Source organism: Bacillus sp. NPDC094106 (assembly GCF_044764345.1).
Classification (GTDB): domain Bacteria; phylum Bacillota; class Bacilli; order Bacillales; family Bacillaceae_G; genus Bacillus_A.
Genome location: NZ_JBIWHY010000007.1, coordinates 12,842 through 35,565 on the forward strand (window position 1 = coordinate 12,842; position 22,724 = coordinate 35,565).

Annotated in this window: 21 protein-coding genes; 1 reads left to right on the top strand and 20 read right to left on the bottom strand. The window is 37.7% G+C overall.

The window, feature by feature from the left end:
- Nucleotides 1-305: 305 nt before the first annotated feature.
- From ACIQ7L_RS12190 to ACIQ7L_RS12200, 3 genes are read right to left on the bottom strand one after another with little or no spacing between them, the layout of a single operon-like run.
- A complete protein-coding gene (locus ACIQ7L_RS12190; RefSeq protein ID WP_400569415.1) occupies nucleotides 306-1,505 on the bottom strand; it encodes an ABC transporter permease in 1,200 nt (399 codons plus the stop codon).
- The gene (locus ACIQ7L_RS12195) at nucleotides 1,502-2,182 is read right to left on the bottom strand and encodes an ABC transporter ATP-binding protein (protein WP_097899200.1); all 681 of its coding nucleotides are present in this window, start codon (nucleotides 2,180-2,182) and stop codon (nucleotides 1,502-1,504) included. Before ACIQ7L_RS12195 ends, ACIQ7L_RS12190 begins: the two co-directional genes overlap by 4 nt.
- Complete coding sequence (locus tag ACIQ7L_RS12200) at nucleotides 2,179-3,369, bottom strand: efflux RND transporter periplasmic adaptor subunit (RefSeq protein ID WP_400569417.1); 1,191 nt, start codon at nucleotides 3,367-3,369, stop codon at nucleotides 2,179-2,181. The genes ACIQ7L_RS12195 and ACIQ7L_RS12200 overlap by 4 nt, the downstream gene beginning before the upstream one ends.
- A gap of 423 nt (nucleotides 3,370-3,792) precedes the next feature.
- Here ACIQ7L_RS12200 and ACIQ7L_RS12205 point away from each other — a divergent pair, with 423 nt between their 5' ends.
- Nucleotides 3,793-4,104, top strand: a complete 312-nt coding sequence (locus ACIQ7L_RS12205; RefSeq protein WP_097899204.1) for a heavy metal-binding domain-containing protein — start codon at nucleotides 3,793-3,795, stop codon at nucleotides 4,102-4,104.
- Nucleotides 4,105-4,567: 463 nt separating this feature from the next.
- Here ACIQ7L_RS12205 and pgtP read toward each other — a convergent pair whose 3' ends face one another.
- From pgtP to murA, 17 genes are all read right to left on the bottom strand, one after another.
- Complete coding sequence (pgtP, locus tag ACIQ7L_RS12210) at nucleotides 4,568-5,908, bottom strand: MFS transporter (protein WP_400569419.1); 1,341 nt, start codon at nucleotides 5,906-5,908, stop codon at nucleotides 4,568-4,570.
- A gap of 19 nt (nucleotides 5,909-5,927) precedes the next feature.
- On the bottom strand, nucleotides 5,928-6,962 hold the full coding sequence (locus ACIQ7L_RS12215) for an ABC transporter substrate-binding protein (RefSeq protein ID WP_400569421.1): 1,035 nt from the start codon (nucleotides 6,960-6,962) through the stop codon (nucleotides 5,928-5,930).
- Nucleotides 6,959-7,741, bottom strand: coding sequence for a DUF3919 family protein (locus ACIQ7L_RS12220; RefSeq protein WP_400569423.1), 783 nt, complete (start codon nucleotides 7,739-7,741; stop codon nucleotides 6,959-6,961). The genes ACIQ7L_RS12215 and ACIQ7L_RS12220 overlap by 4 nt, the downstream gene beginning before the upstream one ends.
- A 66-nt stretch (nucleotides 7,742-7,807) precedes the next feature.
- Nucleotides 7,808-9,238 carry a sensor histidine kinase gene (locus tag ACIQ7L_RS12225; RefSeq protein WP_400569425.1) on the bottom strand — a complete coding sequence of 477 codons (1,431 nt, stop codon included), beginning with the start codon at nucleotides 9,236-9,238 and terminating at the stop codon, nucleotides 7,808-7,810.
- 8 nt (nucleotides 9,239-9,246) lie between these two features.
- The gene (locus ACIQ7L_RS12230) at nucleotides 9,247-9,918 is read right to left on the bottom strand and encodes a response regulator transcription factor (protein WP_400569427.1); all 672 of its coding nucleotides are present in this window, start codon (nucleotides 9,916-9,918) and stop codon (nucleotides 9,247-9,249) included.
- A 300-nt stretch (nucleotides 9,919-10,218) separates the two neighbouring features.
- Nucleotides 10,219-11,133 carry a polyisoprenyl-teichoic acid--peptidoglycan teichoic acid transferase TagU gene (tagU, locus tag ACIQ7L_RS12235; RefSeq protein ID WP_400569429.1) on the bottom strand — a complete coding sequence of 305 codons (915 nt, stop codon included), beginning with the start codon at nucleotides 11,131-11,133 and terminating at the stop codon, nucleotides 10,219-10,221.
- Between the two features lie 242 nt (nucleotides 11,134-11,375).
- Nucleotides 11,376-11,810 (bottom strand): 3-hydroxyacyl-ACP dehydratase FabZ, encoded by a 435-nt coding sequence (gene fabZ, locus ACIQ7L_RS12240; protein WP_097899211.1) that lies wholly within the window; start codon nucleotides 11,808-11,810, stop codon nucleotides 11,376-11,378.
- A 434-nt stretch (nucleotides 11,811-12,244) separates the two neighbouring features.
- Nucleotides 12,245-13,246: a rod shape-determining protein gene (gene mreB / locus ACIQ7L_RS12245; RefSeq protein ID WP_400569431.1), complete on the bottom strand. Its 1,002-nt coding sequence runs from the start codon at nucleotides 13,244-13,246 to the stop codon at nucleotides 12,245-12,247.
- A 164-nt stretch (nucleotides 13,247-13,410) separates the two neighbouring features.
- Nucleotides 13,411-13,683 carry a sporulation transcriptional regulator SpoIIID gene (spoIIID, locus tag ACIQ7L_RS12250; RefSeq protein ID WP_042981008.1) on the bottom strand — a complete coding sequence of 91 codons (273 nt, stop codon included), beginning with the start codon at nucleotides 13,681-13,683 and terminating at the stop codon, nucleotides 13,411-13,413.
- Nucleotides 13,684-14,018: 335 nt separating this feature from the next.
- Nucleotides 14,019-14,153, bottom strand: coding sequence for an ABC transporter ATP-binding protein (locus ACIQ7L_RS12255; RefSeq protein WP_097899215.1), 135 nt, complete (start codon nucleotides 14,151-14,153; stop codon nucleotides 14,019-14,021).
- A 142-nt stretch (nucleotides 14,154-14,295) separates the two neighbouring features.
- On the bottom strand, nucleotides 14,296-15,318 hold the full coding sequence (gene spoIIQ / locus ACIQ7L_RS12260; RefSeq protein WP_400569433.1) for a stage II sporulation protein SpoIIQ: 1,023 nt from the start codon (nucleotides 15,316-15,318) through the stop codon (nucleotides 14,296-14,298).
- 160 nt (nucleotides 15,319-15,478) lie between these two features.
- A complete protein-coding gene (locus tag ACIQ7L_RS12265; RefSeq protein ID WP_400569435.1) occupies nucleotides 15,479-16,186 on the bottom strand; it encodes an ABC transporter permease in 708 nt (235 codons plus the stop codon).
- The gene (locus tag ACIQ7L_RS12270; protein WP_400569437.1) at nucleotides 16,186-17,028 is read right to left on the bottom strand and encodes an ABC transporter ATP-binding protein; all 843 of its coding nucleotides are present in this window, start codon (nucleotides 17,026-17,028) and stop codon (nucleotides 16,186-16,188) included. The genes ACIQ7L_RS12265 and ACIQ7L_RS12270 overlap by 1 nt, the downstream gene beginning before the upstream one ends.
- Before the next feature lie 195 nt (nucleotides 17,029-17,223).
- Entirely contained in the window at nucleotides 17,224-18,231 is a 1,008-nt protein-coding gene (locus ACIQ7L_RS12275) for a LytTR family transcriptional regulator DNA-binding domain-containing protein (protein ID WP_400569439.1), read from the bottom strand.
- Between the two features lie 172 nt (nucleotides 18,232-18,403).
- A complete protein-coding gene (locus ACIQ7L_RS12280; protein ID WP_400569441.1) occupies nucleotides 18,404-20,017 on the bottom strand; it encodes a long-chain fatty acid--CoA ligase in 1,614 nt (537 codons plus the stop codon).
- A gap of 139 nt (nucleotides 20,018-20,156) precedes the next feature.
- The gene (gene spoIID, locus ACIQ7L_RS12285) at nucleotides 20,157-21,170 is read right to left on the bottom strand and encodes a stage II sporulation protein D (protein WP_400569443.1); all 1,014 of its coding nucleotides are present in this window, start codon (nucleotides 21,168-21,170) and stop codon (nucleotides 20,157-20,159) included.
- Nucleotides 21,171-21,404: 234 nt separating this feature from the next.
- Nucleotides 21,405-22,709, bottom strand: a complete 1,305-nt coding sequence (gene murA / locus ACIQ7L_RS12290) for a UDP-N-acetylglucosamine 1-carboxyvinyltransferase (protein WP_097899222.1) — start codon at nucleotides 22,707-22,709, stop codon at nucleotides 21,405-21,407.
- Nucleotides 22,710-22,724: the final 15 nt, after the last annotated feature.

Sequence of the window (22,724 nt, forward strand, 5' to 3'; positions counted from 1 at the left end):
TAACCCGTTCTAACGGGCGGTTCACTTCCTCTTTACTAGAGGCGGTGAACCGCCCGCCAGAACGATATGTATGTGTATATAATTCTATTTTAATTTTCCGACATCTAAATCCCTGCTATGCAGAATAAAAAGTAACCTACACTCGTTTGCTCTTTCTATTTTTACTTCGCATGTGGCAGAAAAAGGCCCTGACCGCTTCTATGCATGGTCAGATGCTCTCTCCCACCTAAAAAGAGGGGGTTTATATCGGTTTTTTAATTGATGTATGTGTAGTAGAGAAATCATTCCTCTACTACACTAGCAATCTATTCATAACGAAGTGCTTCAATTGGATCTAATTTCGCTGCTTTGTTTGCTGGAATTAATCCAAAGATAATGCCGAGCGTCATGGAGAATAACACGCCGCCAACAACAACTTCCCATGAAACGAGCGGTGGCCATTTCGCAAATGTGGAAACTATATATGCACCCCCGTAACCAAGACCAATTCCAATTAATCCGCCAAGAAGCGTTAACATAACAGCCTCAATTAAGAATTGCAGTAAGATTTTACTGCGCGTTGCCCCAAGTGCTTTACGTACCCCAATTTCGCGTGTACGCTCTGTTACGGATACAAGCATAATGTTCATAACGCCAATACCACCAACGACTAAGGAAATACCAGCGATACCGCCGATGATCATTGTCATAATGTTTGTTACTTTCGAAACACCTTCTTGGAATTCTTTTAAATTCACCATTTCATACTTACCAGAAGCATCGCTTGGTTTGCGGCTATTTAAAACCTCAACAGCCTTTTTACCTGCGATTTCTAGATTATCTACATTTTTTGATTGAACAGAAATGCTTTGAATTTCATCTTTTCCATATAATGTTGGCCATAATGTAATTGGAATTAATGCTTCTGAAGGACCCATTCCCATAAACTCATTATCCGACTTGTACACGCCGATAATTTGCATCGGTTGGCCTTTCATTTCAATAACTTTACCAACGGGATTTTCTTTCTTAAACACCTTATCTTCCATACTCGTACTGATCATGACCACGTTATTTCCTTGAGAAATATCCGCTTCATTTAGTGTGCGACCTTTTACTACTTTCGTTTTATTCACTGCAAAATATTCACTATCTAACCCTATAACATTAACCATCTCTTTTTTATCATTAATATCGAGTGGTTCCATCGTATTATTTGTTGTAATGACATGAGAAATTTCCGGAATTTTTTTCACTTCAAAGATGTCTTCTTCCGTTAATTTCGGTCTTTCACTCACTCCCATTCCGTATGGATCATTCATATCCGCAGCAAAGTGAATTGGCATCACATTATTACCAGAGCCAGCAATTTGCGACTTTAACATCGCTTCTCCGCCTTGCCCAATCGCAACAACAGTAATAATAGAACCTACACCAATAATAATCCCAAGCATCGTAAGTGCTGAGCGCAGTTTATGAGCTAAAATAGAAGATAGGGCAATCTTCATACTATCTAGTAAACTCATACCACACACCTTCTATCTTCTGTAATTTTCCCGTCCCTTAGTACGATTCGGCGCGAAGAGTAAGCTGCGACTTCCTCTTCATGCGTAACCATGACAATCGTCGTACCTTCTGCATTTAACTTTGTAAAAATATCCATAACTTGTTCCCCTGACTTTGTATCAAGGGCACCAGTTGGTTCATCGGCCATAATAAAGGTTGGATCATTCGCAATGGAACGCGCGATCGCCACACGCTGCTTCTGTCCACCTGATAACTCGCTTGGCAAGTGATGCACTCTGTCCGACAATCCAACCTTCCCAAGTGCTTCCAGAGCTCTTTGACGACGTTCTGCTTTCTTTACACCACCGTATATGAGCGGAAGCTCGACGTTTTCCACTGCTGAAAGACGCGGTAATAGATTAAAGTGCTGAAACACAAAACCGATATATTCATTACGAATAAGGGCAAGCTTTGCTTCATCTGCTGTTAAGATATTCACGTCATTCAACATATATTCGCCTTCTGTTGGACGATCTAAACAACCAATAATATTCATAAGCGTTGATTTACCAGAACCAGACGGTCCCATAATTGAAACAAACTCACCATTTTGAATCGTTAAGCTAATACCATGTAAAATTGGTACCGCGAGTTTTCCTTGATAATATGTTTTATAAATGTTATTTAACGTAATCATCTTTCTTTCACTTCCATTCCGTCATACACGTTGTCGGAAGGATTTTTAACCACCTTTTGCCCCACTGTTACGCCTTCAAGAACTTCTGTCCAGTCTCCATCATTAGAACCTTTTTTCACATTTTGTTTACGAAGCTTTCCTTTGTCTTCCACATAAACAAATGTGTCATCTCCTTTTTCTACAATGCTCTTGCTAGGAACAGCAATCATACTCTTGTTTTCTAAATTTACTTGCAGTGATACATGATAGCCTGGAGATAAACCTTCTTGCCCATCTAGACTTGCTTTATATGTATACTGTGACATACTTTGTGTTCCATCACCTGCACCAGCAGCTTGAGCCATCTCTGCACTTGTTGGGAATTCACTTATTTCTGTAATCTTACCTGTCCATTTCTTCTTACTATTTGCTTTTGCAGTTACAGTAAATGTTTGATCCTTTTGAATTTGTGATTTTTGAAGTTCAGTTAACGTTCCTTGAATTTGGAATGGGTCTTTAGAAGCAATTTGTAAAAATGATTTTCCTTGTCCGCCCATTGCTTGTGATGAACTTTGTGCTGCATCTTTATCTAACTTTTGTACGACACCTGCAAAGTTACTATAAATCGTAAGTTCTTTTTGTTTTTTCTTTAACTCTTCTGCTTGTAGTTGACCTTTTTCTTTCTCAAGGTCTGTTGTTTTTTGCCCGATTTCTAGCTCACTTACTTGCGCTTCCATTGGGTCTGTTACTTCTTTTCCAGCACCGCTATCTTTCGCTTTCTTAATATCTTTCTTCAATGAGTCTATTTTCTTTTTCCCTTGATCATAACGCATAGCAGCCATTTTTTGATCCAGCTCAGCTTGCTTTATTTGTAAATTGATTTCTTCATTATCATAAGAGAATAATTTTGTTCCCTTTTCTACTTCTTGCCCTTCTTTCACCGCAATATCCTTCACTTTTCCTTTTGTTGGATCTGCGTAGAAGCTTTCAATATTCCCAGGTTTCACCTGACCTGAAATCAATTTCGTATTATTCAGTTTACGCTCTGTTACTTTTTCGAAGCTAACAGCATCTGCCTTTGCTTCACCCTTCTTCTTCCCTTGCATCACAAAAATATTAATAGCTGCAACGACAACAATTAATGCAATAACCCCAATAATAATCCATTTCTTCTTTTTGTTTGGAGTACGAACCGTATTTGGTAACATATTCTCTCTCCTTTTTTATATCTTGATATGATAATTATGTACTCATATAAAACTTTCAGAAAAGCGCGACATAACCTTGTGTTATTACGCTCTTTTTACAAAGTTTTACACCATCGCTTATATTGTAACAAAAATACCTATGTTTAGAAATATGACATCTTATCTTTTAAGCAAGTTTTAAGGAATGAAAAAAGATTAACGAGAGAACGAACTACCTAGCCAATTCCTGTGTAATGGAATTAGCTTTTTATGTTAAAAATAAACTTTTCGATACTAATTTACGTTCATTTTTTCACTTATGGAATCTTACAGAACTGTCATCTTTATGTAAGGTTATTCGATAGTTCATTTCCTATTTCAATGTGATAATAGCAATATAAGAAGTAACATTAAATCTTTAGAAGTTATAGGAGAGTGTCGCTAATGATTTTAACAACAACTACTGTTATTCAAGGAAAAGAAATTATTGAGTATATTGATATTGTAAACGGTGAAGCAATTATGGGTGCAAATATCGTACGTGATATATTCGCTTCTGTTCGTGACGTTGTCGGCGGCCGTTCTGGTGCATATGAAGGTAAATTGAAAGAAGCACGTGATATTGCAATGGAAGAAATGAAAACTCTTGCGAAGCAAAAAGGTGCAAATGCAATTGTTGGTATTGATGTAGACTACGAGGTTGTTCGTGACGGAATGTTAATGGTTGCCGTAAGCGGTACAGCTGTACGTGTGTAAATAATAGAAAAGAAGCATCATTACGAAAGCACCTCGTTGGAAGTTGAGGTGCTTTTCCTTTTTTATAAAACGCAAGAAACCTATCAAACAATGATACATTTTTTTAGGTGGACGAGAGCATCTGGCCGTGCATAGAAGCGGTCAGAGCCTTTTCCTACCACATCCAGGATTTTAAACAAAAGGAGAAAGCAAGTGCGAGGCTACTAAAAAAGCACCTACTCTGAGTAAGTAACAGAACTTTTATAAATATACAGAAACCAAAAAGAAGATAATCCCCTATATACAATAGGGAGGTATCCTCTTTTTGATTTTTTTATGGACTTTTTCAGTATCCTCAACGAGTGCAGCTCATTTTTTATTCTGCATAACAACAACTTATCAAAATTCGAGGGGATATACTTTAAACAAACGTTTGATTAAAAAAGAGAACCTACCAATTGATAGATTCTCCTCTCCGAAATCATTAAGCAATTTGCTTCTTAGACTCTTTTCTCTCATGACCAAATTGAACGATAAATAAGAATACAGTAGATAAAATACCACCTGCTAATAATAGAATGAAACAGCCGTCCCAACCAGAGCGATCAACGATAACACCGATCGCTGCGTTTGCAACAAGGCTTCCTCCTAAATAACCGAACAAGCCGCACATACCAACTGTTGTGCCTATTGCAAATTTCGGTACTAATTCCATTGCACTTAAACCAATTAAAAATTGTGGTACGTAAATTAAGCAACCAATAATCGAAACTGCAGCACTCACAACAAGTATATTTGATGCTTGCCAGTATACTACCGTTCCGATAACAACGCCAACCATACTAATAATACATAATGGCATACGTTTCCCTTTAAATAACTTATCACTTAACAAACCTACGATTAATGAACTTGGAATTGCCATTGCTTCAAAAATTGAATACGCTGCATGCGCTTCTGTTTTTGTAAATCCTTTAACCGTTGTTAAGTAAATCGGTACCCAGTTAATAACGCCGAAACGAATTAAATATACAAATGCGTTCGCAATACATAAATACCAAACAAATTTATTTTTCACTACATATTTCATCAAAATTTCTTTTGGTGACATTTTGTTGGCATTGTCTGCCTTCTCAAGATCTTCATAATCATTGCGATATTCATCAATTGGTGGAAGACCAGAAGATTCTGGTGTATCCTTCGCATTCACCCAAACAAAAACTGAAATGATCATTGCAATGATCGCCGGGAAGATAAACACGCCGGCTTGCCAATGACTTTCACCGAAAATACCAATACCAATTCCAACAAGTGGTGCTACAAGCATCGCACCAACATTATGTGAAATATTCCAAAGTCCTGTTTTAGTTCCACGCTCTTTCTTCGAGAACCACTTTGCCATTACGGTACTACAAGGCGGAGCCCCCATACCTTGGAAAATATAGTTGAAAACTAACAATGTTAATATCATGCCAAATGAAGATGCAAAACCAAGACAAATATTTATAATTGCCGATATGAATAAACCAACCGCAATAAAACGCTGCGCATGCGCTTTATCTGATAAATTTCCCATAAAGAACTTACTTAGTCCATACACAATCGCCGTAACGGAACCTAATAAACCATATTCCGTTGCACTAAAACCATATTCTTTCATTAAGTACGTACTAGATAACGTAAAGTTACTACGAACTAAATAATACGCTGCATACCCAACCGAAATTCCCAGCAACACGCGAATACGCAAAAGTTTGTATACTTTATCAATCATATCTGCTGGTAAGCGCTCTATTATTGGCGCTGGCTTAAGCCATTTAAACATATCATCTCTTCTCCTTTTCTCACTTTTGAGAGAGACGTTGTCTATTCCATATCTCGATTACTCCACTATCTGATACATTTTTATTCGTTCTTCTAACAGGCTGGCCTTCTATTTCTTTCTGATTCTTCGCAAGCATTGTTGGTACGCCAAACGAAACTTTTTCCAAAATATGCCCCGCTTCTTCTGATAAACAATAATCAATAAATAAATCCGCTATAATACCACTCGGCGCATGTTTCAGTTTCGAAATCGCATTGACAGATAACCCTGTTTGCTCAGGCACTTTACTCAAAATCGGAAAGCCTTGTTTTTGAAGCATCCGTTGGTCTCCCATGAAGTTAATACCAATCATATATTCACCGCTTGCCACATACTCAGCAGGCATATAGCCATTCACCGTTATCTCTGCAACTTGCTTGGCAAGGCTCTTTACATACCTCTTCGCCTCTTCTTCACCAAATGTATCAATAAGTGATTGGAACAACGTGTAAGCTGTTCCTGAAACATTCGGATCAGGCATAACAATCTTTCCGGCATATGCTGGATGTAATAAATCCTTCCACTCCGTTGGATATGAAAGTCCTAGCGGCGCTATTTCCTCATTCCATCGCTCTTTATTAATCGCAATGGCAAGCTGCTCGACTTCATAGCCATACCAAAAGCCATCCTTATCTTTAACGGCTTTAGAAAGACTATTCGTATGCTGACTTGTAACAGGAATAGATAGATTTTTCTGCTTCATTGTTTGATGTGCATCTAGTGTACCACCAATAATAATATCCGCCTTCGGATTTCCAGCTTCCGCTTCTACTCTCCTTAAAATCTCTTCTGTAGAAAGACGAATAAATTCATACGTACATCCGCGCGGTTTACAAAATGATGAAAGCAGCGCTTCACCAACTTCTTCACGAGCCGCTACATACGCAACAAGATGGCGATCCTTCAAAATCGGAAGACCATTTTTATCATATTTAATAGATGGTGTATCTCGAGAGCAACTAGACATCGCTCCTCCTATTACTAGCAAAAAAAAGAAAAAGGCTATCTTTCTCATGAAACATTCTCCTTTACAAATAGATCTGCTAGGGAGCCTTTCATATACATCACGTTCCCGTTATTATCACCAAGATATTGCACAACAAAGTAAGAAGGATATACAGAAATCGTCAGAACATCCTCGCGTTCATTCTTTACCTGCTTCCCGTTTTGATAAGCAGTCATATAAGCGATCGGATCCTTCTGCGCTTGCAGTAGCTGCTGAATTTCTCCGTAGTCTGTAATTTGCTTTGCTTGCCGAATCGAATCAAGTAATCGCGTAAGATCAGTAGAACGCACTATATCACCTTGCCGCACGATAACTTCCTTTGCTGATGCAAAGAAGTTGCCAATAGACTCCGGTGTATAATACAGGCTTAACAAATACGTTTGGAATGCGGAAATCATTGGATCCGTACCATTCTTTCCATATACGTTTTCCTCATACTGGAACAAGTCACCTACTGCAAAAGTACGCTTATGTCCATTCAAGTACGTTACTTCTCCAGTAAATACTTGTTCATGGATCTTTGCCTCTGTCTGTTCCATTCGAATCCGGTCAAAAAATGAAACAATCGCATGTAGACGAACTTCATCCGTTACAACTAGCTCTCCCCACTTCTCATGCTTTACTCTCACTTCAGTAGGAAGGGATTCATTCGCTCTTTCTAAAACGGCTTGTTTGTCATCTAAAGTTGTAACACGGTTATATAGCTGCTTCTCTAGAAAATAAAACAACACAAGAGAAGCAATCGTGCAAAAGACAAACAAAAGGATTTGAAATGATAGCCTTTTCATTTCTGCCTACCTCCAAGATAAAAAAACGTTGTTTCGAAAATACCGCATAATTGTTTCATAAATGTATCATTCAACCGCTTTCAAATTTTTTATATATTCCAAACGTCTCGGTAACAAAAATATGATCGTCACCATCGTGCCCACTTCTTCATTACTCTCAATTCGCATGCTTCCGCCTTGTTTATTCATAATCTCTTGGCAAATGTACAAACCGTACCCATTCCCATAACTAGAAGAGAGTACCTTCCCTTTTGGAGAACGATTCCATTCAGCTAATATACCTTCATCCATACCAATTCCGTCATCATAAATAAAAACTTTTGCCTCATGCTCATTTACAACGACATTCATACGTACTTGTGAGGCATCGCTATATTTAATCGTATTATCGAACACATTCAAGAAAATCTGCTTCGTCTTATCAAAATCCGCAACAACATGTGCCTCTGTTAACTCATTTACAACTTCAATTTCAAATTGCTGCAAGCGAGGTTTCACAATCGAAATCGCTTCTTCTGCTAGTTCCTTTATATTTACAATTGTTGGTGAAACTTCAAACGTACTTGTCCCGTACTTTGAAGATTGTAGTAACTCCTCAACAAGTGATAATAACCGCTGACTTTCCACAGAAACATAATGAAGACTTTCCTGTACATCTTGCTTCGATTGCAATTTCGGGATTAAATCTACATAACCGATAATCGCCGTAAGCGGTGTTTTTAACTCATGTGTAATCCTATCTAAGAAATCCTTCTGCTTCTCTTTCTCTTCCTTAAGCTGCGAGATATGCAGCTCAATCCCATCGGCCATCGCATTAAAGGACGCCGAAAGCTGCGCAATTTCTACATACTCATTTAACTCAATCTTACTTTGATAATCCCCATTTGCGAGCCGCTTCGCCATTTGTCTTAGCTGATCAATCGGCCTGTGAAGAGACTTTGCTAAACGAATCGCAAAGAAAATACCACCAGCCACTAAACAAAGGGATGTAACAAGAAACGTCCAGCTCACATTCAATAAGACTTCTTTCTCATCTTTTAATTCATGAATAAAACGAATTGCTCCAATCACTTCATTCCCTCGGTATACAGGGCTCGAAAATAATAACAATGGTGCTGGATCACCATTTTCAAAAACGTAGGCCTTCTTTCCCTGTAACGACCGATCTATGTCTATATTCTTATGAAGCAACGCTCCTTTTTGCGTATCCGCAACAACATCTCCATTCTTCCCAATCATCTGTACCCTGACATCCATCCTCTTCCCTAAATAAGAAGCAATCAGCATTGAACTCTGTCCAAGAGTCTCTACTTCCGCTTCCTTCTCTAAGTAATTCATCGTGTAAATTTGCGCCTCTACACTTAACTTCTCCAAAGAGTCCGCTGCACTATGGTACATATTTTTCTCTAGTGCAATATACGTCACTGTATAAAGTAGACACAAAATCGGAATTAACAATCCGGCAATACCAAATACCATATTTCGTTTTAATGACATCTTATCACCTAACAATCTAACTTATACCCAACGCCATAGATCGTCTTAATATGCTCACCGCTTGCCCCAAGCTTCTTCCGAAGGCGCTGCACCATAATATCAACTGCTCTTGTATTTCCGATGTACTCAAAGCCCCATACCTTCTCCAGCAGTTCATCTCTCATAAACACACGCTGCGGATTCGAAACAAACAGCTGACACAAGTTAAACTCTCGGTATGTTAACTGAATCTCCTGCCCGCTCACATGCACCTTTCTTTCCTTTGGACAAATCACTAACTCACCAGCTCGAATCACCTCATGACCCCGAGGTACTTCTCTCTTCGTCACGCGCCGCGCCATATTCTTCACCCGAAGAATAAGCTCCGCATAATTGAATGGCTTCGTCACATAATCATCAGCCCCAAGCTGAAGACCAAGCAATTTATCATTCATCTGACTCTTCGCTGTAAGCATCAACACCGGAATATCTCGGTCCTTCTCCCGAAACAAACGAAGCAATTCATACCCATCCGTATCCGGAAGCATCACATCTAAAATAAGTACATCCGGCTCTTCGTCCCATCTTTTCAAGGCCTCTTTCCCATCAGCTGCCGTCAATACTTCATATCCTTCCATCTCCAGCTGCATCCGGATCAAATTGCGAATGCTCGACTCATCATCAACTACGAGTATTTTCATGGGTCTCCTCCTTTCATCTCATCTTATAGCACAGTTTAGTATAGCAAATATCGTATACAAAAAGAGAAGGGATTGTCGAACATATGTTGAACGACGATACCCTTTCTGTAATCGATTCATTATTTAACTACAAAGTAATCTTTAACATACTGCTTCCAAACCTCATTTTCTTTAATGCTCTTACTTCATTTATCTGTTCGATTGTATTAGCCATTTCCTTGTTTCATTATCAATGGAAGTGACAAACTATACACAAACAAACCCAACTCCCGCCAAAGGTAGTTGGGCTTATCGCAAGTATTACTTAGTCAATTCAAGATGTGCTTTTAATTTATTTGTTAAATCTTGCTTCGCCTGGTCTGGCACATAGTAGTACCAAATACCGTCAGCTGCTTTATGTCCATCACCTGGAATTTGAATATCTTCACTATTGTTCAAGCAATCTTTATAGTTCTTTTGTATATCAAACATTTGATCTTGTGTTAAATTTGTCTTTACGTTCTTTTGAATTGCTGTTAATACATCACCATAACTTGTAAGTGATGAGAAGCTTGCACCTTTTTTAATAACTGCCTGTAGCACTTGGCGTTGGCGCATTTGGCGGCCAAAGTCACCGCGTGGATCTTCTTTACGCATACGTGTAAATGATAAAGCTTCATCACCTGTTAAATGAATATTTCCTTTAGCAAAATGATGATTGTCTTGCGTAAACTCTAAATCATTATTTACATCTACACCACCAACTGCATCAACAATATCCTTGAATCCCTCCATATTTACTTCAATGTAGTAATCGATTGGTATATCCAAGAAATTCTCAACCGTATTAACTGACATATTAATACCACCAAATGCATATGCATGGTTGATCTTGTCTTTCTTACCTTTACCAACAATCTCCGTATATGTATCACGAGGAATACTTAAAAGTTTCATTGACTTTTGCTTCGGATTTAATGTGATGACCATTAAAGAATCCGAACGCCCTTTATCATTGCCACGTTCATCAGCACCTAGTAATAAAATGGATACCGGTTTTGAATCTTGCACGCTTACCTCTTCAGCTCTTTTCTTTGAATGATCACGGGCTAACGGTTGATGTACTTTATCTAACGTACTAGAAACAGAGGAATAAATATGATAGGCATACGCTACACCGCCTATTAAAAGAACACCCACAATCCCTAAAACCCACAACAGGATTTTCTTTTTCATCAATTCAACCTTCTTTCGTTTTAAACATCATCAACTTTTAGTATAAACAAATGCACCTCTATGCTTGTTATCCAATTTTAGTAATTAAAAACTATTATACGATACATTTACCTTTTTATCATTTGCCCTCTCAATATTTTTCCATATATAAACATTAACCTGATTTTGTTCAAAAAAATAGACAAATGACAATAGTTATACTTCTTGTCATTTGTCCATTAAAAAATCTTATATTTAAACGTCTATTCTTTCTTCTCACCAAGTGCAAATGTAATCTCTGCTTCGCAAGCAATTTCACCGTCTACAGTTGCAATCGCTTTTCCTTTTCCGATTGGACCACGCACACGCGTCATTTCAACTTCTAAACGAAGTTGATCGCCTGGGCGTACTTGTTTTTTGAAGCGACAATTATCAATACCTCCGAAGAAAGCGAGACGACCGCGATTTTCTTCTTTCTTTAATATAGCAATAGCTCCGACTTGTGCGAGAGCTTCTACAATTAATACGCCTGGCATCACTGCATAGTCAGGAAAATGCCCGTTAAAGAATTCCTCATTTGCCGATACATTTTTAATTCCAACTGCTCGCTTACCCTCTTCTACTTCCAAAACTTTATCAACAAGTAAAAATGGATAGCGGTGCGGAATAATTTCTTTAATTTGCTCTATATTTAACATGAAAATATCGCTCCTTCTTTCACATTGGTCTTACCATTAGGATATATTGTTATTATCCCATTTTACCCACGGTTTGTCATTATTAAAAAGAAGCAGTATTTGTTTCGTAACTTTTAAAAAAATGCACACACTCTTTTCTAAATAACAAGCTTCATATAATAAAATAATTACAGCTGGCACGGAGGTAGAAAAGAGTGTATGCCCAAGTTAGGGAAAGGCAATATGTATTCAAAACATTGTTTGCCTTAAGTGTCGTATTCCGCATTATTATATTACATATAATTTCAAATAAGAAAATATTAAATTTAACCATATATATGAATATATCACCTTTTTTCTTTAATTTTCTCCTATTTTCTTTTATTTTCTTAAAAAATTGGAATTTAAAAAAATACAAAAAAGAACTAGGATTATCTCCTAGTCCTTTTTGGGGATTATTTCAACGCACGACGTGGTAATTTATCGATATTTTCCAGCATAATTCCTGTACCAACTGCAACACAATGCATTGGGTTTTCAGCGATTAATACTGGTACTTTTAATTCTTCTGCCAGAAGCATATCGATACCGTGTAATAATGCACCGCCACCTGTTAGAATTACACCGCGGTCAATGATGTCTGCAGATAGTTCTGGTGGAGTACGCTCTAATACGCCTTTTGCAGCTTGTACAATGATAGCTGCATTTTCTTTTAATGCTTCTGTAATCTCTTCTGAACATACTGTAATGGTACGCGGTAAGCCTGTTACCATGTCACGTCCGCGAATTTGAAGTTCTTCACTACGTGCACCTGGGAATACTGTACCGACTTTAATTTTAATATCTTCTGATGTACGTTCCCCGATTAATAGCTTATACTTGCGTTTAATATAGTTTAAGATCTCCATATCAAACTTGTCTCCAGCCATTTTGATAGAGGAAGAGGTAACAATATCACCCATTGAAAGTACGGCAATATCCGTTGTACCTCCACCAATATCAACAACCATGTTTCCGCTTGGCTGGAAGATTTCCATACCAGCACCAACAGCAGCTACTTTTGGCTCTTCTTCTAAGAATACTGTTTTACCACCTGAACGCTCAGCAGCTTCACGAATTGCTTTTTGCTCTACAGATGTGATATTTGTTGGACAACAAATTAAAATACGAGGTTTTGAAAAGAAGCTCTTTACGTCCAATTTGTTAATGAAATACTTTAACATTGCCTCTGTAATTTCGAAGTCTGCAATTACACCATCTTTAAGTGGACGAATCGCTACAATATTACCAGGTGTACGCCCTACCATGCTCCTTGCTTCTTCACCTACTGCTAATACTTTTCCAGTATTACGATCAATTGCCACAACTGATGGCTCATTTAATACGATACCCTTACCTTTTACATGAATTAATACGTTAGCCGTGCCTAGGTCAATTCCGATATCTCTCGCAAACATTCCTGTGTTTTCCTCCTCAATATTCAAAATCAGGTTATACCCGAATTCTTTTATACCTAATTTCTGATTTTATCATAAATTTAACAGAAACGTAATATTCGCAAAAAGAATTCTTCTTAAAAAAATATTACAGAATGAGTAAGGAATGTTTGCCATATAATCATTTATTGTCGCACTGTTTTTTCTGTATCTTCTTTTCGGTACTTCTGTTTTGTCGCTTCCCCTCCTCTTAGGTGACGAATCGACTTATGATAATCAAGAATTTCTTTCACTTCATTTGCGAGCTCTGGATTAATTTCTGGTAGACGCTCTGTTAAATCTTTATGAACTGTACTTTTTGATACCCCAAATTCCTTTGCGATTACACGCACTGTCTTTCTTGTCTCCACGATATACTTGCCAATCTTGATAGTTCTCTCTTTGATGTAATCGTGCACACCACTCGCCTCCCTAAATTGGATGTGAGAAGTGTGAAATGAGACTCGCTGCATACGACTAAGAAGTAAATTCGAGTGCTGTTTGTAAGCGTTAAACATTCTAGAATTTATAATGAAATGATTCACGATTTCTCACCTCAAACACTCTCTTTGCTTTGGTTTATACCATTGTATTGCCCGCACTACTGATATATGCTACAAGTTCGGTATTTTTACGGACTAAGTTAAGAAAAATTACAAATTTTTGTGAGAAATACGTTAACAATGACAATTTTCACCTCGCAAACTTCCCTATTAATAACCAAATAAAAAAATGACACCTTCTATAAAAGGCGTCATTCTTCACGATCACATTCTTCTTCCAATAATTGATGGTGGGGAACTTCTTTCTTGCTGGCAATGTAATAATATAAAGTAAATAAAACAAACAATAGAATAAGAGCAATCGACAGAACAAATACAAATGACAGAGTAATCCCCTCCTTTTAGTAATATATATTCGAGAATCTCGTCAATTTTCCTTGTTATTGCAATCTTTTTCTCGAAATTAATTATTTTTATATAAAAATAAAAAAATCAGTTCTCCTAGTGAGAACTGATTTTCTTGTCTTCTTATTCTTGTGTAGAAGAAGAATCACTAGATGATTCTGTAGAACCATTTGTAGATTTATCCTCTTTTTGTTGCTTGTCTTCAGGCTTGCTATTTGTCGATTTATCCTCTTTTTGCCCTTTTTCTTCAGGCTTGCTGTTTGTCGATTTATCCTCTTTTTGCCCTTTTTCTTCAGGCTTGCTGTTTGTCGATTTATCCTCTTTTTGCCCTTTTTCTTCAGGCTTGCTATTTGTGGATTTATCCTCTTTTTGCCCTTTTTCTTCAGGCTTACTGTTTGTCGATTTATCTTCTTTTTTCTGCTTGTCATCAGTTTTGTTTGCAGAGCCATTTGTTGCTTTCGCCGTACTTGCATCTGCTTTAATTTCTGTTACTGATTTATTTAAGTAACGCTCTGGGTTTACAGCCACATTATCTTTACGTACTTCAAAGTGAACATGAGAACCTGCTTCTTTATTCATTGCACTTAGACCGGATTTACCTAATACTTCACCTTGTGCAACCTTTGCACCTTTTTCTACTTTTACACTGCCTAAGCTTTGATAAGATGTTGCAAGACCATTGCCACTATCCACCGTAATAACATAACCAAGTAATGAATCTTTTTCCGCTTTTGTTACTGTACCACTTAAAGCAGCTGTAACATCGAACTCTTTGCCATTTTTCGCAGCAATATCGATTCCTTTATTTGGAGAATATGTGTTGTTATAAAAGACAAGTGCTTGTTCTTGCTCCTTCTCCGGTGCTCCATCCTCATAAAACTTCTTCTGTACAACAACTTCTGCATTCGCTGCAGCTGGCATCTTCACAACTTCTGAAGACTTCGTTACTGGAATTCCTGGATCTTCCGTTTGTGTATACGGTGTTGCTTGATCTTGGTTAGGCGCTTTCTTCGGATTAGCTGCCTGGAACCATAGAGCAACAGATAAGATTACCGCTGCACAAGCAATGTATAGTGCCGGGAACACCCATCTTCTTTGAAATAAATGAACTACTTTTCGCGACTTTTTATTATTCCTTCCTCGCATTCTATCATCACCTCAGCAATCATTTTGAACAATATTCATTCATCCTATACAACCTATAATTAATTACTTTTCGACAAAATCTGTAAAAATATGTATATAAAACGAAAAATTTCCGAGGAAATGATGAAAAAAGAAAAAACTGAGCGCTTTGGCTCAGTTTTTAGTCCATTTGTTTCTTTCTATACACGAAAAGTGTAATAACAAGTACTGCAACTAACCAGATTGTTATATTCAATAAATTACTAGTAATTGCACTAAAACCTTCTCCTTTTATTACACTACTAACTGCAAGGCCGATATGACGAGTTGGTAAATACTCGATTATTTTTGTAACGACTTCATTTTTTACAACAGCTCCTATTAAATCCCCAACAAGAAACACCAGTAATATCGGTAATCCAATTGTTGATGTTTGCGGTACGTTTTGAGCAAGTAATCCAATACAAGTACCAATGAGGTTAAATAGTAACATTCCAAGGACAAAGATAAGTAGTAATAATGCAATATTGCCTTCTAGCTTTCCTAAAATAAGTAGATTAATAAAACAAATTGCAACTGTAATCATACCTGTTAATGAACTTTTACCAATCAATACTTCGATAGACGAAGCTGGCGATAGCATAAGAACGCGAAGCGTACTTTTTTCTTTTTCTTCAGCAATGAGCATCGCTTGTATAAACCCACCAACAAAAACTAATGTCATCGTAATTAACATACTTGCCCCGACTTCTCGGAATTTATCTGACCGACTAAATAGTATTGCAAAGAAGATTGGCATTGCCATCATAATTAAAGTTTGTGAATTTGTTTTAAAATCCTGTACCTCTTTCCGAAAAATAGCAGTAAATCTTCTCATTGAAAATGTCATTATAATCCCCTCCCAGTTACTTCAATAAAGATATCGCCTAAAGTTGGTTCGTAAGAATGAATCGATAGTAATTCGCCTTTTTTCATCCATTCTGAAATACGTTTTGCACCTAATTCATCTTTTTGTACAGTTTCTTTTTTCTTATCCGTTAACACGACTTCAATTTTGTCTTTCGCGTATTGCAGACGCAGGTTTTCTGGTGTATCAAGCGCTACAATTTCCCCACCGCATAAGAAGGCAATACGATTGCAAAGTGTTTCTGCTTCATCCATGTTGTGCGTTGTTAAGAAAATCGTTGTTCCTTCTTTATTTAAGTCTTTTAAGATGTTATGAATGTTTTGGACGTTTACTGGATCAAGTGCTGATGTTGGTTCATCTAAGAAGAGGATATCTGGTTTATGCAGGATTGCCCTCGCTAACGTTACACGCTGCTTCATCCCTTTTGATAATTTCTTTACTAGTGTTTTTTTATCTTCTAATAAGTTCACTTGTGATAGCACTTCATCAATTCGTTCTTTTTTACAATCGTATAAGTCGCAAAATAATAGTAAGTTATCATAAATGCTGAGTCTTTCATATAAGCCGCTGTTATCTGTTAAAATACCAATTCGTTTATAATCGATGCTGCTTGGCCCTGTAATATCTTTCCCTAGCACTCTCACTGTTCCAGAACTATGAAGTAATTGGGAAGTTAACATTTTTACTGTCGTTGTTTTCCCTGATCCACTCGGTCCAAGAAACCCGAAAATTTCTCCTTGCTTCACCTCAATATTTACATTTCGAAGTGCTGTTTTTTCATTAAAGGTTTTCATTACATCCTTCATTTCAATCGCTAGTGTCATTTCGTCATCCCCTTTGTTTTTCTTTTATAGATGAAATTCGCTTCAGCGACTTTCGTTTGTTTGTTTGTTTGTTTGTTTGTTTCGCTTTTCTTGACTCAATCATATGAAAAACAAAGGGGTTACGCAGTAAAATACCGGTAAAAGGAGTATTTTTACCGGTGAATGAATCCTATTTTTAGCTCAATGGAGCATTATTTATAGTCCAATTACACCTTTTAATTCATCCATTCTCCCTTTAGAAAGTGGAATGGAACTTTTTCGTTCATCATCTAAAATTAAACTAAAACTATTACGAGTCCAAGTAATCACTTCTCGCACACGCTGCAAATTCACAAGATAAGAACGATGACATCTGAAGAATCCGAAGCCTTTTAATCTCTCTTCTAATTCACTTAATGTTAAAGCACATACAAAATCACCTTCGTGAAGATGAATATGCGTCGTTCCATTTTGTGTTTCAATGAAATGAATTTCCATCGGATCAAGCAAAATGATTTTATCATTCACTTTCGCTGGTATTCTTTCGAGCTTCATTTGTGGAATCATTTGAACAACTTTTTCTTCATCAATCTCTTCAGCTTCATCCTGCTCAATTTCCACCTTTTTCACGCCATCTTGATTTAATATGTATACATCTTCTGTTAGGGAGAGTGCGTCTGATAAGAAAGATGATGTAATAAAGATCGCCTTCCCTTGTTCTTTCATCTTCATAATCGCTTTTCGAATAATAATTGTACTTTCTATATCTACATTTTGTTCTGGCTCTTCGAAAATAATTAAATCTGGATTATGAATCATGACCCGGCCAATATGAAGACGACGTTTTTCAGAAAAAGATAGTTTCTCTATTTTGACATTCAATTTGTCTAATAAACCAACATACTGGACAACTTCTTCTATGCTAATAATTGAGTCATACAATCCAGCTAAAAAGGCGAAATATTCTTTCACTTTTAAGCGATCGTACGCTTCATCTTTTAAAAAACAAAAACCAATGCGCGAATACACTCTCTTTCCAACTACTTCTCCCTCAAATAAAATACTCCCTGTAGAAGCCTCCTCTTCACCGATTATAATACGGTGCAAAACCTTAGCGACATGATTATTACATTGCAGTACAACACATTGTCCTTTTTCAATCTCCAGCTCAATCGCTGGTAACTGATTCGTCTTCCCCAATTGTTTTAGCTCCAATAACGCCATTTTTTTCCTCCAGATATTTTTTATTTCATTATACCAAACAATTAATGGAAAATTATGATATGTATTCCCAAATCAAAAAGGAGCTAATTTGAATTAGCTCCTTTTTATTGAATAGTCGATAAGTGATGTCAAAACGCTAATATATTCAAAAGTGGGTGACACAAAACGATTATTATTGCTTCACCATATAAGTCTTGAGCTGATCACGAAGCGCTCTTTTTAAGAATTTTCCGACGGATGTTTTCGGGATTTCTCCAACAAATAAAATGTCATCTGGCATCCACCATTTTGGGAACTGCGCTTCTAATAAAGCATACAGCTCTTCTTGGTCTACTGCTTGTCCTTCTTTTAACACAACACAAGCGACAGGACGCTCTTGCCATTTTTCATGCGGAACCGCAACGACAGATGCCTCTAATACTTTGTCATGTGCCATTAAAGCGTTTTCCAAATCAACGGAGGAAATCCATTCGCCTCCACTTTTAATTAAGTCTTTCGTACGGTCAGCGATTTTAATAAACCCTTCCGGATCAACTGTTACAATGTCCCCTGTATGTAGCCAGCCATCCTTCATGGAATCTTCTGTACGTTCATCGTTATAATAACTACCAGCAATCCATGGACCACGAAGACAAAGTTCTCCCATTTCTTCACCGTCCCACTTAACCTCACCTTCTTGGCCAACTACTTTCATTTCAAGGCCCGGAAGTAAATATCCTTGGCGGGAGCGTAAATCATAATATTCTTCTTTCGGTAAATCACGCTGATATGATTTTGGACAGTTAATGACAACAGCTGGACTTGTTTCTGTCATTCCATATATTTGCCGGAAAGCAATTTCATATTTTTCTTCATAAGTACGAACCATACTTCTTGGTGCTGCTGATCCACCCGACCATATTGTCCGAACGCTACTAATATCGTACGGATACTTTTCAAGCTCCTGTAATAAGCCAATCCAGATTGTCGGTACGCCCGCAGTAATCGTTACTTTCTCACGTTCAATAAGCTGTGCTAAAATTTCCGGAGTAAAGTGTGGTCCTGGTAAAACAAGCTTTGTACCAAACCATGTACTGGCAAATGGAAGCCCCCATGCGTTAACATGGAACATCGGAACAACAGGCATACATGTGTCTACTTCCGATATATTTCCGCCATCTACAAGGCCGAGCGCATAGCTATGAAGAGCAATACTACGATGTGTGTACACAACGCCTTTCGGTTTTCCTGTCGTTGCGGAAGTGTAGCACATCCCTGCAGGTTCTTTTTCATCTAAATTCGTAATAAATGGAAATGTTTCGTCACCTTCTTCAAGTAGTTTGTCATAATGATATGCTGGTGATAGTGTTGTGTGAGGTAGTTCGTGATCATCCGTCATAATAATAAATGCTTTCACGTGAGGAATTTCATGTTGAATACTTTCTAATACAGGCACCATATCTTCATCAACAAAAATAATTTTGTCTTCAGCATGGTTAATAATATAAGAAATATGATCCGCAGAGAGCCTAAGGTTAATCGTATGTAACACTGCACCGATTCCTGGAATCGCAAAGTACGCTTCCAAATGGCGGTGGTGGTTCCAAGCAATCGTCCCAACCTTATCCCCTGTTTCAATACCCATTTTATTTAATACACTAGCAAGCCGCCTTGTCCGCTTCGCAATCTCTCCGTATGTTAATGTTTGAATACGCGATGCAGTTCGTGAGACAACTTCCTTTTTCGAAAAATACTTCTCCGCCCGTTCCATCATTGCGGGAATGAGAAGTGGTACGTCCATCATCATCATCCATGCCCCCTGTTATTATTTTATATATACTCATACAACTGTATTATAACATAGTGCAACTAGACAAAAACTGGTAACCTTTCTTTTGTTTTCTACAAAAAATGACAAAGAAATAGGCGTCAGGATATCCTGACACCTATTTCTTCGCCATTAGCTTTCCTTCATAATCGTTTAGCGTTTTAATTTCGATGCCTTTATAGTAATAAGCAACAATATCCGTGTATCCTTTCCCTTCTTTCGCCATTCCATTCGCACCATACTGACTCATGCCAACGCCATGACCGAACCCTTTCGTTGTGATGATTATGTTGCTCCCTTGTTGTTTCCATGCAAAGTCAGAAGAACGTAAAGCTAGTTTCTCTCGCACTTCTTTTCCCGTTAACGTTTTTCCTTGAAACTCTACATCTTTGACCCGTTTTCCTTCTGTACGTTCTTTAATAGTACCGACTTTTCCATTCGCAAGTACCTTTACACCAAGACGCTTTTGAAAATCATCTACAGTAAAGGTTTGCTCACTTGTAAATTTTGGGGAGGCTTGATCCCAGTGACTATCTACACTCTTTAAATAAGGATAGTCATTCCCCCAATAATCAGCAGCGTTTTCTGTATAGCCATTACTTGTTGAGAAGAATGACGCTGTAATGGGACTACCGTCATAAGTTAAAACTTGTCCGGCTGTTTTGGACACAGCTTCTTCAATCTTCTTCAAATTTTTCTCATAATCCTTACCCCATGTCTTCTGTAACTCTTCTTTACTTTTGTACACTTGATCATTAACCGTATCTGTCACATCCGCATTATTTTTCTTAGTACTGCTTAGCATGCGCTGTACAATAAATGTCCTCGCTGCTAATGCCTGCGCTTTCAATGCCTCCACTTCAAAGCTAGCATTCATCTCAGAAGCTACTACACCTGTAACATACTCTTCCAGCGGCATCGTTTCTACCTTCTTTTGAGCATTACGATACACAGTGACTTGGACAGCAGTATTTACCTTCTCAGGAGCTGGCACGTTTTGTACGACTGGAGGATTTTTAGACGGTTGACTTACTTTCGCTTTCGTAAACGGAATGACAAGTACGGCTGGTATAATGATGACGAGCGCTATTAAGAGCGCTATTGTAATGAAAAGCGGCTTTGAAATTTTCATCTTTTTCCCCCGATATAAAATTAGACTCATTTCATTCTTATGGAGCATTTGAGACTTTTAGAACATACTCAGGGGGAACTTCTTCTGTGAAAACAACCTACATCAAAACCTCTTTGTAAACAAAAAATTTTCTAAATATTTCAACGAGACATGCATAAGTCTAAGATTTATTGACTATAACAGTAATAATAAAAAAAATGGCCCCTATGTCAAAAGACATAGAGACTATTTCAATTACGCATGAAGATCAGAAATTTGTTGTTCTTTCACTTCTTCTACTTTTTCGTTTACACGTTCAATAGTTGCACCTAATGCAGCTAATTTCTTATGGAAGTTTACATATCCGCGATCAAGATGTTTTAATTCTGTTACACGAGTGTAACCCTCTGATACTAAACCAGCTAGGATTAATGCCGCTGCAGCACGTAAGTCAGTTGCTGCAACTTCTGCCCCTTGCAAGTTGTTAGGTCCATTCATAATAACGGAACGGCCTTCAATTTTAATATCAGCATTCATACGTCGGAATTCTTCAACATGCATAAAGCGGTTTTCAAATACCGTTTCTGTAATCATACTTGTTCCGTCAGCATGTAATAATAATGCCATCATTTGTGATTGCATATCTGTTGGGAATCCTGGATGAGGCATTGTTTTAATATCAACGGCTTTTAATTTACTTGGGCCGATAACACGTACACCTTCATTTTCCTCAATAATTTGAACACCCATTTCTTCCATTTTCGCTGTAATAGAGCGTAAATGTTCTGGTACAGCATTTTCAATTAAGATATTTCCACCAGTAATTGCCGCTGCAACCATAAATGTTCCTGCTTCAATACGGTCAGGAATAATAGAATGGTTTGCACCATATAATTTATCAACGCCTTCAATACGAATCGTTCCAGTTCCAGCTCCGCGTACTTTCGCTCCCATTGCATTTAAGAAGTTTGCTAAGTCAACGATTTCTGGCTCTTTTGCTGCGTTCTCAAGTATTGTTGTCCCTTTTGCTAATGTAGCAGCAGACATAATATTTTCTGTTGCACCTACGCTTGGGAAATCTAAGTAAATTTTCGCACCTTGTAATTGTCCGTCTACATACGCCTCAACAAATCCATTACCAACTTTTACTTTTGCTCCCATTGCTTCGAAGCCTTTTAAATGTTGATCAATTGGACGTGAACCAATTGCACATCCACCAGGAAGTGCAATGCGAGCACGACCGTTACGTGCTAATAATGGCCCCATTACTTGAACAGACGCACGCATTTTACGTACATATTCAAATGGTGCTTCAATATTTAATTCCTTTGAAGCATCAATTGTTACTTGGTTATTTTCAAATACGACTTCAGCATTTAAATGACGTAATACCTCATTGATTGTGTATACATCAGACAAAACTGGTACCTCAGATAGTACATTCTTTCCATCACTCGCTAATAGGGCTGCAGCGATTATAGGTAATACAGCATTTTTTGCGCCCTCAACACGCACTGTGCCGTTCAACCGCTTTCCGCCACGGACGATGATCTTTTCCAATTTATTCCCCTCCGT